This window comes from Rhodococcus sp. A14 (genome assembly GCF_011603105.1).
In the GTDB taxonomy this organism is placed as follows: Bacteria; Actinomycetota; Actinomycetes; order Mycobacteriales; family Mycobacteriaceae; genus Rhodococcus_F; species Rhodococcus_F opacus.
Genome location: NZ_JAAOQS010000010.1, coordinates 46,331 through 59,151 on the forward strand (window position 1 = coordinate 46,331; position 12,821 = coordinate 59,151).

The window sequence follows — 12,821 nt, forward strand, 5'->3', positions numbered from 1 at the left end:
CTCTCCAACTCGGCGGCGGTGCCGATGCTGTACTCGCCCAATCGCCGCCCGCCTCTACACGTCACCCACGCACGGGTGCGAAACGCCCGTAGAAGCCCTCGATGTGCTCCCGTACCAGGCCGGCGGCCTCGGCGCCGTGTCCGTCACGAAGGGCGGCGACGATGCCGCGGTGCTCGCAGCGGAGGTGGGTCGCGACCGCAGGCCAGTCGTCGAGGAGCGGAACGGCCTGCATGACGTAGCCGTGAATGGAGTCGCGGAGCGAAACCATCATCGCCTCGACGAGGACGTTGCCCGCGAGTCCGGCCATCGCGACGTGCAGGTCGGCGTCGAGCCGGTGGAACGCCTCGGGTGAGAGCCCCTCGTCGTCCATTGCGTCGAGCAGTGTGTCGATGGCCGAGAAGTTGAGGTCGCGGGCCTGCCCGGCGGCTTCCTGCACCGCCCACGACTCGAGCAGCGTTCGCGTCTGGACCACGTCGCGGATGGGCAGCGTGCGCGTCGCCATGTGCAGTCGGAGGGCCGCGCCGATGGATGCGGCCGGGTCGGCGGCCACGATCGCGCCTGCGTCCGGTCCGGACCCGACGGCGGTGCGGACGATGCCCATCGCCTCGAGCACGCGCATGGCCTCGCGGACGGACGAGCGTCCGACGCCGAGTTCCTCCGCGAGTGCGCGTTCGGCCGGCAGGCGACCGCCGACGGTGAGTTTGCCGGCCGCCAGATCCTGCTCGATGCGGTGCAGGACGACCTCGTGTGTGCGCACGATCAAAGTTTACCTGGTGTGGTCTGACCACAGTGCGCTACTGTGGTCAGACCACAGCCCAGCCCGGTTGGAGTACCCGATGAGAATCGCCCTGTTCGCCACGTGCCTGGCGGATGCCCTGTTCCCCGAATCCGCTGAGTCGACGGTCCGTCTCCTCGAGCGGCTCGGCCACGAGGTCGTGTTCCCGCCGAAGCAGACGTGCTGCGGGCAGATGCACGTCAATACCGGCTACCAGGCCGAGGCGCTGCCGCTCGTCCGTCACCACGTGGAGGCGTTCGAGAGCGGACCGTCCTGGGACGTCGCGGTGGCGCCGTCCGGTTCCTGCGTCGGATCCATCCGGCACCAGCATGCGATGGTCGCCCGCCGGTACGGCGACGAATCGCTCGCGACGCGCGCCGAGGAGGTCGCGTCCCGGACGTACGAGCTGTCGGAACTGCTCGTCGACGTCCTCGGTGTCACCGACGTCGGCGCCTACTACCCCCACCGGGTGACGTACCACCCGACGTGCCATTCGCTGCGGATGCTGCGCGTCGCCGACAAGCCGCTGCAGCTGCTTCGCGCGGTGCGGGGGATGACGCTGATCGAGCTCCCCGCGGCCGAATCCTGTTGCGGTTTCGGCGGAACGTTCGCGCTGAAGAACTCCGAGACGTCGACCGCGATGCTCGCCGACAAGATGGGCAACGTCCTGAGCACGGGCGCCGAGGTGTGCAGCGCCGGCGACTCGTCCTGTCTGATGCACATCGGCGGCGGACTGTCCCGGCTGCGCAGCGGGGTCCGAACCGTCCATCTCGCCGAGATCCTGGCGAGCACCGAGAAGATCGGGAGCAACGCATGACCACGTTCCTCGGCTCACCCACCTTCCATGCGGGCACCGGAAACATCCGGGGCACAGAATCTTTCCCCGACGCGGCGCGGAAATCACTCGCGGACACCCAGCTGCGCGCCAATCTCGGCGCGGCCACCACCACCATCCGCAACAAGCGCATCGCCGCGGTCGCCGAGGTCGACGACTGGGAGGAACTGCGCCGGGCGGGCAGCGCCCTGAAGGCGGACGTGATGGCGCGGCTCCCCGAACTGCTCGTGCAGTTCGAGGAGAACGTCACCGCCCGCGGCGGCACCGTCCACTGGGCGCGCGACTCGGAGGAGGCGAACCGGATCATCACCGACCTCGTGCGGGCCACCGGCTCGGACGAGGTCGTGAAGGTCAAGTCGATGGCCACTCAGGAGACGGGCCTCAACGAGCACCTCGAGGAGAACGGGATCGCGGCGATCGAAACCGACCTCGCCGAACTCATCGTCCAACTCGGCGAGGACAAGCCGAGCCACATCCTCGTTCCCGCCATCCACCGCAACCGTGCCGAGATCCGCGAGATCTTCCTGAAATCGATGCCCGGCATCGACAAGGACATCACCGACGACCCGCGGGCGCTGGCGATGGCCGCGCGGGCGCATCTTCGGCGAAAGTTCCTCTCCGCGAAGGTGGCGATCAGCGGCGCGAACTTCGGGGTCGCGGAAACCGGGACCCTCGCGGTGGTGGAGTCGGAGGGCAACGGGCGGATGTGCCTCACCCTCCCCGACACCCTCATCACCCTCATGGGCATCGAGAAACTGGTCCCGACGTTCACCGACCTGGAGGTGTTCATGCAACTGCTGCCGCGGTCGTCCACCGCCGAGCGGATGAACCCGTACACCTCCATGTGGACCGGGGTGCATCCCGGCGACGGCCCGCAGAACTTCCACGTCGTCCTCCTCGACAACGGTCGCACCAACGTGCTCGCCGACGAGGTCGGGCGTTCGGCGCTCCACTGCATCCGCTGCAGCGCCTGCCTGAACGTGTGCCCCGTCTACGAGCGGGCGGGCGGTCACGCGTACGGGTCGGTGTACCCCGGCCCGATCGGCGCGATCCTCAGCCCGCAACTCACCGGGACCACCGGTCACGACGACCCGAATGCCTCGCTGCCGTTCGCGTCGACGCTGTGCGGCGCCTGCTTCGATGCCTGCCCGGTGCGCATCGACATCCCCAGCATCCTGGTGCACCTGCGCGCGGAACAGGTCGACTCCGAGCGGCACGGACTTCCGGGCGGCCAGGACCTCGCGATGAAGGCCGCGGGCTTCGTGATGGGGTCGGAGAAGCGGTTCGCCGCCGCCGAGACGGCGTCCAAGATCGGCCGGGTGCTGGGCGGCAAGAAGGGGCGCATCACGTCGCTGCCGTACCCGGGGTCGAAGTGGACCGCAAGCCGCGACCTCCCCTCACCGCCGAAGGAGACCTTCCGACAATGGTGGGCCCGCACTCACGAGGACACGACACGATGACCGCACGCGAAGAGATCCTGACCCGGATCCGGTCGGCGCTCGCCGAAGCGCCCGCCCCCGAACCCGTTCCCCGCGACTACCACCGGCAGCCCGCGTCGGGACCCGGGGACGTCGAGTTCTTCGCCCACACCGTCGACGACTACCGCGCGCAGGTCCACCGCGCCGAGGAGGGGACGGTCGCCGAGGTCGTCACCGGGCTGATCGCGGAGGGGGCGCGCGCCGTCGTCCCGCCGGACCTGCCGCTGTCGTGGCGGCCGCGACGTGACGTCGTCGTCGACGGGGAACCCGCCGAACTGTCGACGCTCGAACTCGACGCGCTCGACGTGGTCGTCACCGGCTGCACCCTCGGGATCGCCGCCACCGGGACGATCGTGCTCGACGGCGGCGCCGGTCAGGGCCGGCGGGCGCTGACCCTGGTCCCGGATCACCACATCTGCATCGTGCGCACCGATCAGATCGTCGACACCGTGCCGCAGGCCTTCCAGACCCTCGACGCGACCAAGCCGCTGACGTTCATCAGCGGTCCCAGCGCCACCAGCGACATCGAACTCAACCGCGTCGAGGGCGTCCACGGTCCGCGGACGCTGGACGTCGTCATAGTGCGCTGACGCGCCTGTGCGTGGCCCGCGAGTGCAGAGACTCGTCAACCACTCACGGGGCGCGGAGCGCCCTCGCGGCCAGATCGGCGGTGGCGCGGACGATCTCCGCGCCGCCGAACATCACGTCGTCGTTGTGTCCCGCCCCGGCCAGCACGACCGTTTCCACCGGGCCGAGCGCCGCATCGGCCACGCGTGCACTCTGCTCCGGTGGGACGACGATGTCGGCGGTGCCGTAGACGACGGTGGTGGGCACATCGATGCGTGCGACGTACTCCGCGACGGGGAATCGATCGCGCAGCAGCAGCCGGACCGGCAGGAACGGGTAGTGCGCTGCGCCGACGGACGCGAGGTCGACGAACGGCGACCGGAGCAGCAGGCCCGCCGGTGGATGCTCGGTGGCGAGTTCGGTGACGACGCCGGTGCCGAGGCTTTCCCCGAAGTAGAGCAGCCGCTCCGCCGGCACGCGACGCTCGTCGACAAGGTATCGGCGGGCCGCCCGGACGTCGAGTGCCAGCCCGTCCTCGCTGGGGTGACCGGGGTTGCCGCCGTACCCGCGGTAGTCGAAGAGCAGCGAGGCGAAACCGGCGGCGGCGAGGTCCGACGCCAGCAGCGCCCGGTCGGCCCTGTTGCCGGCGTTCCCGGCGGCCACGAGCACGGTCATCAGCGGATCCCCGCTCGCGGGTGGGACGTACCAGGCGCCGAGTTCGAGGCCGTCCGACGTGGTCAGCGTGACGTCCTCGGCCCCGGCGATCAGCCGGTCCGCGGGCGGCACCGGGGAGGGGTCGGGGTAATAGATCAGTCGTCGCTGCAACACCCACACGGCGGCGACCAGCAGAGCCACGACGACGAACGCCCCCACGCCGACGCGGATCATTGCCGAATCGGTGTTCCGGCCCACTCCAGCAACTCGGCGACGGGCAGGGTGTTGATCACGTCCGACGGCTCGACTCCGCGTTCGGCGGCGCGCTCGCAGGCGTAGCCCTGCCAGGCGAGCTGACCGGTGGTGTGCGCGTCGGTGTCGATGGAGAACTTGCACCCGCTGTTCAGCGCGAGGTCGATCAGGCGTCCCGGCGGGTCGCGGCGCTCGGGGCGGGAGTTGATCTCGACCGCGGTGCCGTACTCGCGGCACGCCTCGAATACCCGTTCCGCGTCGAACTTCGATTCGGGCCGCGGCCCCCGCGCACCCTCGACGAGCCGGCCGGTGCAGTGCCCGAGGACGTCGACGTGCGGGGACTTCACGGCCTGCAGCATCCGCTTGGTCGTCGTCGCCCGGTCGGTGTCCAGGTGCGAGTGCACGCTGGCCACCACGATGTCCAGGTCGGCGAGCAGGTCGTCGTCCTGGTCGAGGGAGCCGTCTACGAGGATGTCGACCTCGATGCCGGTCAGCACGCGGAACGGCGCGAGCTCCGCGTTCAGTTCGGCGACGACGCTCAGCTGGGAGAGCAGCTGCTCCGACGACATTCCGTTCGCGACCGTCAGCCGCGGCGAGTGATCGGTGATCGCGCAGTACTCGTGGCCCAGGGCGGCGGCGCGGCGCATCATCTCCCGGATCGGGCACCGGCCGTCCGACCAGTCGGAATGGGTGTGCAGGTCGCCGCGGAGCGCGTCGAGCAGTTCGGTCCCGCCGAGTCCGATCGGTTCGGCCGCATTGCGCAGGTACGTCAGGTACAGCGGCACCGACGCGGCACACTCACGGATGATCGCGGCAGCTTCGGACCCGATGTCTGGTGGCGACACCCAGCCGCGCTCCTCCAGGTCGGCCAGCGCGTCCTCGTCCGCGTACGTCAGCACGTCGGCCGCCCGCCGGAATGCGGCGATCCTCGGTGCCTCGTCACGCGAGCGCTCGAGCCAGAACGCAATTTCCCGCAGCGCTTCGACGGGGTCCATCTTTCAATGGTGCACGGCTGCCGGGCTGCTGGCTAGGAGCAATTTCTGCCAGAACTTAGGCTCCCCTCGTTGTCCGCACGTTCATACAAATGTTCCCTTCGTCTCGCTTACGACTTCTACGGTGCCGGAGTTGTCCACATTCGAATCGGGAGCCACGGTGAGCTTGAAACCCCTCGCACTGTTCGTCAATCACGACGGAGTGTCCTCGCGCGCGTCCGTCACTTGTCAGTACAAGTGCGGAAACGCGTGCTCCCACGACGTGCCCAACACCTCGCACGGCGAGTATTTCCGTGACATCGCCCGCACCGCCCTGTCGCGGCGCGGGATGCTGCGCGGCACGGGGATGGCCGTCCTCGCCGTCGGCGCGGGCAGCGCGCTGGTGGCCTGCTCGGACGACTCCGGCAGCGGAAGCGTCTCCGGCACGGGCGGTTCGGACGGTTCCGCGCCCGCCGGGACGAACTTCGACGCCGTCGCCCCCAACACCGAGGACGCCCTCGTCGTCCCCGAAGGGTACGAGCAGGCCGTGGTGATCCGCTGGGGCGACCCGGTGCTGCCCGGGGCTCCCGCGTTCGACTTCGACAACCAGACGGCGCAGGCGCAGGCGCAGCAGTTCGGGTTCAACAACGACTTCGCCGGACTCCTGCCTGTCGAGGGCCAGCCGAACACCTTCCTGCTGGTGGTCAACCACGAGTACACCACCGAGCCGTTCATGTTCAAGGGCTACGACGCCGAGAACCCGTCACCGGAGCAGTTCCAGACCGCGCTCGCCGCCCACGGACTGTCCGTGGTGCAGGTGAAGGGCGAATCCGCCTCGGGCACGCTCACTCCCGACTTCGGACCGTACAACCGGCGCATCACGGCGACGACTGAATTCGTCGTCACCGGTCCCGCCGCGGGCAGCGACTTCCTGAAGACGTCCGCGGACCCGACGGGCACGAAGGTGCTCGGCACGCTGAACAACTGTTCGGGTGGCGTGACACCGTGGGGCACGGTGCTGTCGGGGGAGGAGAACTTCAACCAGTACTTCGCGAACGCCGAACTGGTCACCGATCCGGCCGTTGCCGCGCGGCTGCAGCGGTACGGCGTGGAAGGCGCTGCGTCCGAGCGCAAGTGGGAACGGTTCGACAAGCGTTTCGACCTCATCCAGGAGCCGAACGAGGTCAACCGCTTCGGCTACGTCGTCGAGGTCGACCCGTGGGACGCGGCGTCCGCACCCGTCAAGCACACGGCCCTGGGCCGGTTCAAGCACGAGGCCGCCACCATCCACGTCACCGACGACGGCACCGTCGTGGCGTACAGCGGCGACGACGAGCGCTTCGACTACATGTACAAGTTCGTCTCCAGCCGCAAGGTGATGGACGGCAGGAGTCAGGCCGCCGTGCGCCACAACATGACGCTGCTCGACGCGGGCACACTGTACGTCGCGAAGTTCAGCGGCAACTCGGCGGACGAGATCGACGGGTCGGGTGCGCTGCCGGCGAGCGGCACGTTCGACGGCACCGGCGAGTGGATCCCGCTGCTGCGCACCGGTGAGGACGGCCGGGGTGAGTCGCTCATCGACGGCATGAGCGCCGAAGAGGTGGCGGTGTTCACCCGTCAGGCCGGCGACAAGGTCGGTGCCACCAAGATGGACCGTCCCGAGGACTTCGAACCCAGCCCGACGACCGGCAAGGTGTACGTGGCGCTGACCAACAACACCAAGCGCGGCGTCGACGGGGCGGCAGCGGCCGACGAGGCCAACCCGCGGAACAACAACAAGAACGGCCAGGTCCTCGAACTCACCGACGACCACGCCGGCACCGCGTTCACGTGGAACCTGCTGCTCGTCTGCGGTGACCCGCAGGAGGCCGACACCTACTTCGGCGGCTTCGACAAGGAGAGCGTCAGCCCGATCTCCTGCCCCGACAACCTGGCGTTCGATCCGCACGGCAACCTGTGGATCTCCACCGACGGCAACGCGCTGAAGTCCAACGACGGCCTGTTCAGCGTCGTCCTCGAGGGCCCGAACCGGGGGGAGACCAAGCAGTTCCTCACCGTGCCCAAGGGCTCCGAGACGTGCGGTCCGATCGTCGGCGACGAGCGGGTCACGGTGTGCGTGCAGCACCCGGGGGAACTGGACGACGCGAGCGCCGACAACCCGGCGTCGCACTGGCCCGACGGCGGCGACGCGCAGCCGCGTCCCGCCGTCGTGGCGGTGTGGAAGTCGGGCGGCCGAATCGGCGTCTGACCCCAGGTGAGTGGCAAAGTGTGCCCCAGCACGCTTTGCCACTCACATGGCGGGGGTGGGCGGACGCCCGAGCAGCGACTCGAGCAGCGCGCCGCCCGCGAGGAACCCGTACCGATCGTAGAACTCGAACATCGCGGCCAACCGGGCGCGACCGTCGTCCGTCAGGTTCCGCCCGTGCCGCGACATCCATTCGTCGACGGACACCTGGTTCACCGACACCGGCCCTCCCGACCGGTCGCACAGATCCCGGACGCTGAGGGCCTCCGGGCCGCCGAGTTCGTAGGTGGCGCCGTGGTGGATGTCCGGCCCCTCGGCGAGGATGCGGGCCGCCACCTCCGCGACGTCCGCGAGTGCGACGAACGAGAACGCCGCGTCGGGACTGTAGGGCAGTTCGACGGTGGTCGCCGTGCCCGCCAGCACGGCCGCGAAATTCTCGGCGTAGGCGCACGGCTGCAGGACGGTCCACCGGAGCCCGCCGAACGTCCGGAGCGCGTCCTCGCACCGCGCCTTGTCGACGTGGTGGGGCATGAGCGGGGTGTACGGCCAGGCCACGGAGTGGTAGACGAGATGCTCGACGCCCACCGACGCTGCGGCGCCCATCGCGTTCCGCAGCAGCGCCGGCTCGTCGGGGTGCACGTTGGGGGCGATGAAGTACACGCCGCGGCAACCCGACAGCGCCTCGTCCAGTCCCGCACCCGTGTCGAGGTCGACGGCGAAGTCGCCGGGACGCCGGGCGGTGTGCACCACCCGGCGTACGTCGGCGAGCCCCTCGAGCGCCGCCACGACGGCGGCTCCGGTCTTCCCTGCGGCGCCGATGACGGCGATCTCGGCGCCGCGGGAGAGTGACTCGGTCATCGGATCACCGGTCGATGAAGTCGAACTCGGCGAATTTCGCACCGCCGGAGAGGCGTTCGTAGCCGGGACCGCGGTCGAAGAACGGCTCGTCCAGACCGCGATCCGCGCGCATCTGCTCGCGCAGCGCCTCGGTGGCGTCAACGTCCGCAACCGGTTCCCCGGTCGACGACGCGAGCACCACACCGTAGTCGACGCGTGCGCCCTCCGCGGACACCTTGCCCCACAGCACGTCCCGGACGACTTCCTCGACCGGACGGTCGAGCGGGTCGCCCCAGCCACCGCCACCGGTGGTGCGGATGCGCACCACTTCGCCGGCCTTGATCGGTTCGGCGTCGGTCAGCGCGTCGAACTCGCGCTCGTTCGCGCCGCCCGGGTCGAGGACCACCGAGAAGGGGCGTCCGGCCTTGCCGCCCTTGACTCCCCAGCAGGAGAGGATCGAGCGGTCGGCGATGGACATGAAGTTCGCGTCCTTGAGCATCCGGATGTGCTTCTCGTAGCCGAGGCCGCCGCGGTAGCGTCCGGCGCCGCCGGAGTCCTTCGCCAGGCCGAGCTTCTCGACGATGAACGGGAACCGGCTCTCGGTGAATTCGGTCGGCAGGTTCCGCGAGTCGGGGACGACGTGGATGGTGTCCTCACCGTCCGCGTAGTGCCTTCCGCCGGACCCGCCGCCGAGCACCTCCCGCATCAGGTACGAGTGCCCGTCGAAGTCCTCGCCGTACACCCCCGTGTAGCGGATGGTCTCCTGGTCGGCGGGCATGTTCCCGTCGACGGCCTTCGCGACGACGCCGGCGAGGACGCCCAGCAGCCGCAGGATCACGAACGTCCGGGCGTTGGTGGGCGCCGGGAAGATCGGGGTGATCAGCGTGCCCTTCTCCGGGAACTTCATCTCGATCAACGGCACGACACCCTCGTTGACGTCGAGTTCCGCCATTCGCTCGGGACTGTCGGCGAGGTTGCGGAGGATCGGCGCGAGCCACTTGATGAGGAAGTTGCCGTCGGCGTAGTCACCGCAGTGGTTGATGGGACCCTTGGCCTGCGGGCCGGTGCCGTTGAAATCGAGGATGAGGCGTTCGCCGCCCTCGTCCTCGGGGCCGGTCTTGGTGAGCGTGATCCGCTGCCGGTGCAGCATGGGCTCGTCGACGCCGTCGTGTTCGGCGTAGTCCTCCCACGTGTACTCGCCCTTGGGGATCTTGCTGAGGATCTCCCGCCGGTACGTCTCGGTGGTCGCGTCCATCATCGCGTCGAAGCAGGCCTCGACTGTGTCGCAGCCGTACCGCTCGAACAGTTCGGTGAGGCGACGGGCACCCATAAGGCAGGCCGAGCACTCGGCGTCGAGGTCGGCGGCCAGCGCGTCGGGCATCCGCGAGTTGCGGGTCATGATGCGCAACGCCGCCTCGTTGGGCACCCCCTGATCCCACAGCTTGATCGGCGGGACCATCAGGCCCTCCTCGTACACCGTGGTCGCACCCGATGGCATCGATCCCGGACAGCAGCCGCCGATGTCGTCGTGGTGGCCGAACGCCTGCACGAACGCGACGACGGACGGTTCCGTATCGCCCGGCCGGGTGGCGAACACCGGGACGGTGACGCAGAGGTCGGGGAGGTGGCCGATGCCGCCTTCGGACAGGTAGACGTCGTTGTGGAAGTAGACGTCGCCGGGCTTCATCGTGTCGAGCGGGAAGTCCCGCGCCACCGGATGCACCAGCGCCGAATACGAACGGCCCGTGAGCTTCCGGAGGTTGCGGTCGTGGATGCCGGCACGGAAGTCGTGCGCGTCGCGGATCATGGGGGAGCGGGAGGTCCGCGAGATCGACGTCTCGACCTCCATCTCGACGCTGGCGAGGTAGCCGGCGACGATCTCCACCAGCACCGGGTCGGGCGTCGTTCCGTCGACCGGTGTCAGCCGGTAGGGCTTGACCGCCTGCACTGCAACGGGTTCGGTGGTGACGGTCATCGGTTCGCTCCGTTCGAGTCGGCGATCTTGGTGATGCGGATGTTTCCGAAGGTGTCGATCCGCGCCCGGAAACCGGGGTGCACGGGGATGGTGGAGCTGAATTCCTCGATCACCGCGGGACCTTCGAGGACGTCGCCGGCGCCGAGCCGGGCCCGGTCGTAGACCTGGGTGGTCACCCACTCGTCGAAGTACGCCGGACGGGTACCGGTCACGGCGGACTCGGCTCCGGTCCCCGCCGCGATCTCGTTCAGCGTGGGGCGCTTGATCGGGCCGATGCCGCTGACGCGCAGGTTGACCCACTCGACGTGCTGGTGCGGGTCGCCGCGGAAGTCGTAGCCGTACAGCTCCTGGTGTGCCTGGTGGAACCGTTCGGCGGCCTCGTCCATCAACTCCTGCGTGACGGGACCTTCACCGACGGGCACCCGGACCTCGAAGGCCTGGCCGAGGTAGCGCAGGTCCGCCGAGCGCGCGTACTTGCGCTCCGCCTCGCCGAAGCCTTCGTCGGCGAGTGCGCGTTCCGCCTCGGCGGCGAGCGCGTCCAGCCCGGACTGCAGTTCCTCGATCTCCAACCGGTCGTGCCTGCAGACGTGGGTCTGCACGTAGTCGTTGCGGACGTCGACCGTGAGCAGACCGAATGCGGACACGTTGCCCGGGTTCAACGGAACGAGGACGTCCTTGAGCCCGAGGATGTCGACGAGCCGGCAGGCGAGTAGCGAACCGGATCCGCCGAACGTCACCAGCGTGAAGTCGCGGACGTCGAGACCGCGCTTGACCGTGATCTGCCGCAGCGCGTTGGCCTGGTTCCACGCCGACACCTCGAGGATGCCGGTGGCGCACGCCTCGAAGTCGAGCTTCAGCTGGTGGGCGAGCTGCTCGACGCCCTTGCGGGCCAGTTCGGTGTCGAGGGGGATCTCGCCGCCGAGCAGGTGGGGTGGGATGCGGCCGAGCAGCACGTGGGCGTCGGTGATCGTCGGTTCGCTGCCGCCCTTGCCGTAGCAGAGCGGGCCGGGGTCGGCGCCCGCCGACTGCGGTCCGACGCGGAGCGTGCCCTCGGGGGTCTGCCAGGCGATGGAACCGCCGCCGGCGCCGACGGTGACGACGTCGATCATCGGGATCTTCGACGGGTACGCCCCCACCCGGCCCTCGGTGGTGAGCGCGGGCTCGCCGCGGACCACGACGGTGACGTCGGTCGACGTTCCGCCGCCGTCGCACGTGAGGACCTGCTCGACACCCGCGACACTCGCGATGAGCGCCGCACCGAGCGCGCCGGCCGCGGGGCCGGACAGCACCGTCGTGATCGGCTGGTGCACGACCTCCTTGGCGGAGAGCACGCCACCGTTCGACTTCATCACGTAGAACGGGATGTCACGTGCTTCGCCCTCGTCGGAGGAGAACTCGCGCAGCCGGTTCGCGATATTGTTCACGTAGTTGCGGATGTTCGGCTTCACGGCCGCGTCGACCAGCGTGGTGATGGACCGCTCGTATTCGCGGTACTCGCGCAGCACCTGGCTGGAGATGCTCACCGTGGCCTCGGGGTATTCCTCGAGCAGAAGATCCCGGACGCGGTTCTCGTGGCTCGGGTTTGCGTAGGAGTGCATGAGGCACACGCCGATGGTGCGGATGCCCCGCTCGGCGAAGAACCGGGCGGCGTTGCGGATGTCGTCCTCGACGAGGGGGCGGATCTCGCTGCCGTCGAACGCGAGCCGGCCGCCGATGGTGCGGACGCGGTCGGCGGGAACGATCCGGTCGGGTTTGACCCAGAAGTAGGAGTTGCCGTAGCCGTCGGGGACGGACTGGCGGGCGATCTCGAGGACGTGCTCGTAACCCTCGGTGGTGATGAACCCGAGATTCTCGACCTTGCCTTCGAGGAGCTTGTTGGTGGCGACGGTGGTGCCGTGGCTGACGGCACCGATCGCGTCGCCGGTCTCGCCGAGCTTGGCGAGCACCTTCTCGATTCCGGTGAGGAATCCCTGCGCCGGGTCGGCAGGCGTCGAGGGTGTCTTGGTGGTGACGACGGCTCCGGACTCCTCGTCCACAGCCACGACGTCGGTGAATGTTCCGCCGGTGTCGATACCGACCCGAATCTTTCTGGATTCCACGATTCCTCCTGGGCTCGTCTCGCGTACAGCAATTGCACCGCGTCCGCCGCCCGGTTTCTTTGTCACATATCGCCGAACTCACCGGTCCTCGTTCGGCGCTGCCCGCGACCGGAGGCCCCGGACAGACGAC

Annotated in this window: 10 protein-coding genes; 4 read left to right on the forward strand and 6 right to left on the reverse strand. The window is 69.2% G+C overall.

All coding sequences use genetic code 11. From position 1 onward, the window contains the following. Positions 1 to 61: 61 nt before the first annotated feature. The gene (locus tag G9373_RS08200) at positions 62 to 757 is read right to left on the reverse strand and encodes an FCD domain-containing protein (protein ID WP_167114592.1); all 696 of its coding nucleotides are present in this window, start codon (positions 755 to 757) and stop codon (positions 62 to 64) included. A 79-nt stretch (positions 758 to 836) separates the two neighbouring features. Between G9373_RS08200 and G9373_RS08205 the strand changes: the two genes are divergently transcribed. Genes G9373_RS08205 through G9373_RS08215 form a run of 3 tightly spaced genes read left to right on the forward strand, consistent with a single transcriptional unit; the run spans position 837 to position 3,678 of the window. Beyond that, a complete protein-coding gene (locus G9373_RS08205; RefSeq protein WP_120660119.1) occupies positions 837 to 1,592 on the forward strand; it encodes a (Fe-S)-binding protein in 756 nt (251 codons plus the stop codon). Continuing rightward, positions 1,589 to 3,070: a LutB/LldF family L-lactate oxidation iron-sulfur protein gene (locus G9373_RS08210; RefSeq protein WP_005571241.1), complete on the forward strand. Its 1,482-nt coding sequence runs from the start codon at positions 1,589 to 1,591 to the stop codon at positions 3,068 to 3,070. Before G9373_RS08205 ends, G9373_RS08210 begins: the two co-directional genes overlap by 4 nt. Then, positions 3,067 to 3,678 carry a lactate utilization protein C gene (locus G9373_RS08215; protein WP_005571240.1) on the forward strand — a complete coding sequence of 204 codons (612 nt, stop codon included), beginning with the start codon at positions 3,067 to 3,069 and terminating at the stop codon, positions 3,676 to 3,678. Before G9373_RS08210 ends, G9373_RS08215 begins: the two co-directional genes overlap by 4 nt. Before the next feature lie 43 nt (positions 3,679 to 3,721). Here G9373_RS08215 and G9373_RS08220 read toward each other — a convergent pair whose 3' ends face one another. Together G9373_RS08220 and G9373_RS08225 are read right to left on the reverse strand one after the other, a co-directional pair. Next, entirely contained in the window at positions 3,722 to 4,543 is an 822-nt protein-coding gene (locus tag G9373_RS08220) for an alpha/beta hydrolase (RefSeq protein WP_043792365.1), read from the reverse strand. Further along, positions 4,540 to 5,556 (reverse strand): PHP domain-containing protein, encoded by a 1,017-nt coding sequence (locus G9373_RS08225; RefSeq protein WP_133985771.1) that lies wholly within the window; start codon positions 5,554 to 5,556, stop codon positions 4,540 to 4,542. Before G9373_RS08225 ends, G9373_RS08220 begins: the two co-directional genes overlap by 4 nt. A 157-nt stretch (positions 5,557 to 5,713) precedes the next feature. On the opposite strand from G9373_RS08225, the gene G9373_RS08230 reads away from it, so the two are divergent. Beyond that, positions 5,714 to 7,783 carry a PhoX family phosphatase gene (locus G9373_RS08230; protein WP_133985772.1) on the forward strand — a complete coding sequence of 690 codons (2,070 nt, stop codon included), beginning with the start codon at positions 5,714 to 5,716 and terminating at the stop codon, positions 7,781 to 7,783. A 42-nt stretch (positions 7,784 to 7,825) separates the two neighbouring features. On the opposite strand, the gene G9373_RS08235 is transcribed toward G9373_RS08230, so the two are convergent. From G9373_RS08235 to G9373_RS08245, 3 genes are read right to left on the reverse strand one after another with little or no spacing between them, the layout of a single operon-like run. Next, a complete protein-coding gene (locus G9373_RS08235; RefSeq protein ID WP_133985773.1) occupies positions 7,826 to 8,638 on the reverse strand; it encodes an NmrA family NAD(P)-binding protein in 813 nt (270 codons plus the stop codon). 4 nt (positions 8,639 to 8,642) lie between these two features. Beyond that, on the reverse strand, positions 8,643 to 10,592 hold the full coding sequence (locus tag G9373_RS08240) for a hydantoinase B/oxoprolinase family protein (RefSeq protein ID WP_005256042.1): 1,950 nt from the start codon (positions 10,590 to 10,592) through the stop codon (positions 8,643 to 8,645). Next, entirely contained in the window at positions 10,589 to 12,691 is a 2,103-nt protein-coding gene (locus G9373_RS08245; RefSeq protein ID WP_167114595.1) for a hydantoinase/oxoprolinase family protein, read from the reverse strand. The genes G9373_RS08240 and G9373_RS08245 overlap by 4 nt, the downstream gene beginning before the upstream one ends. Between the last annotated feature and the right edge of the window lie 130 nt (positions 12,692 to 12,821).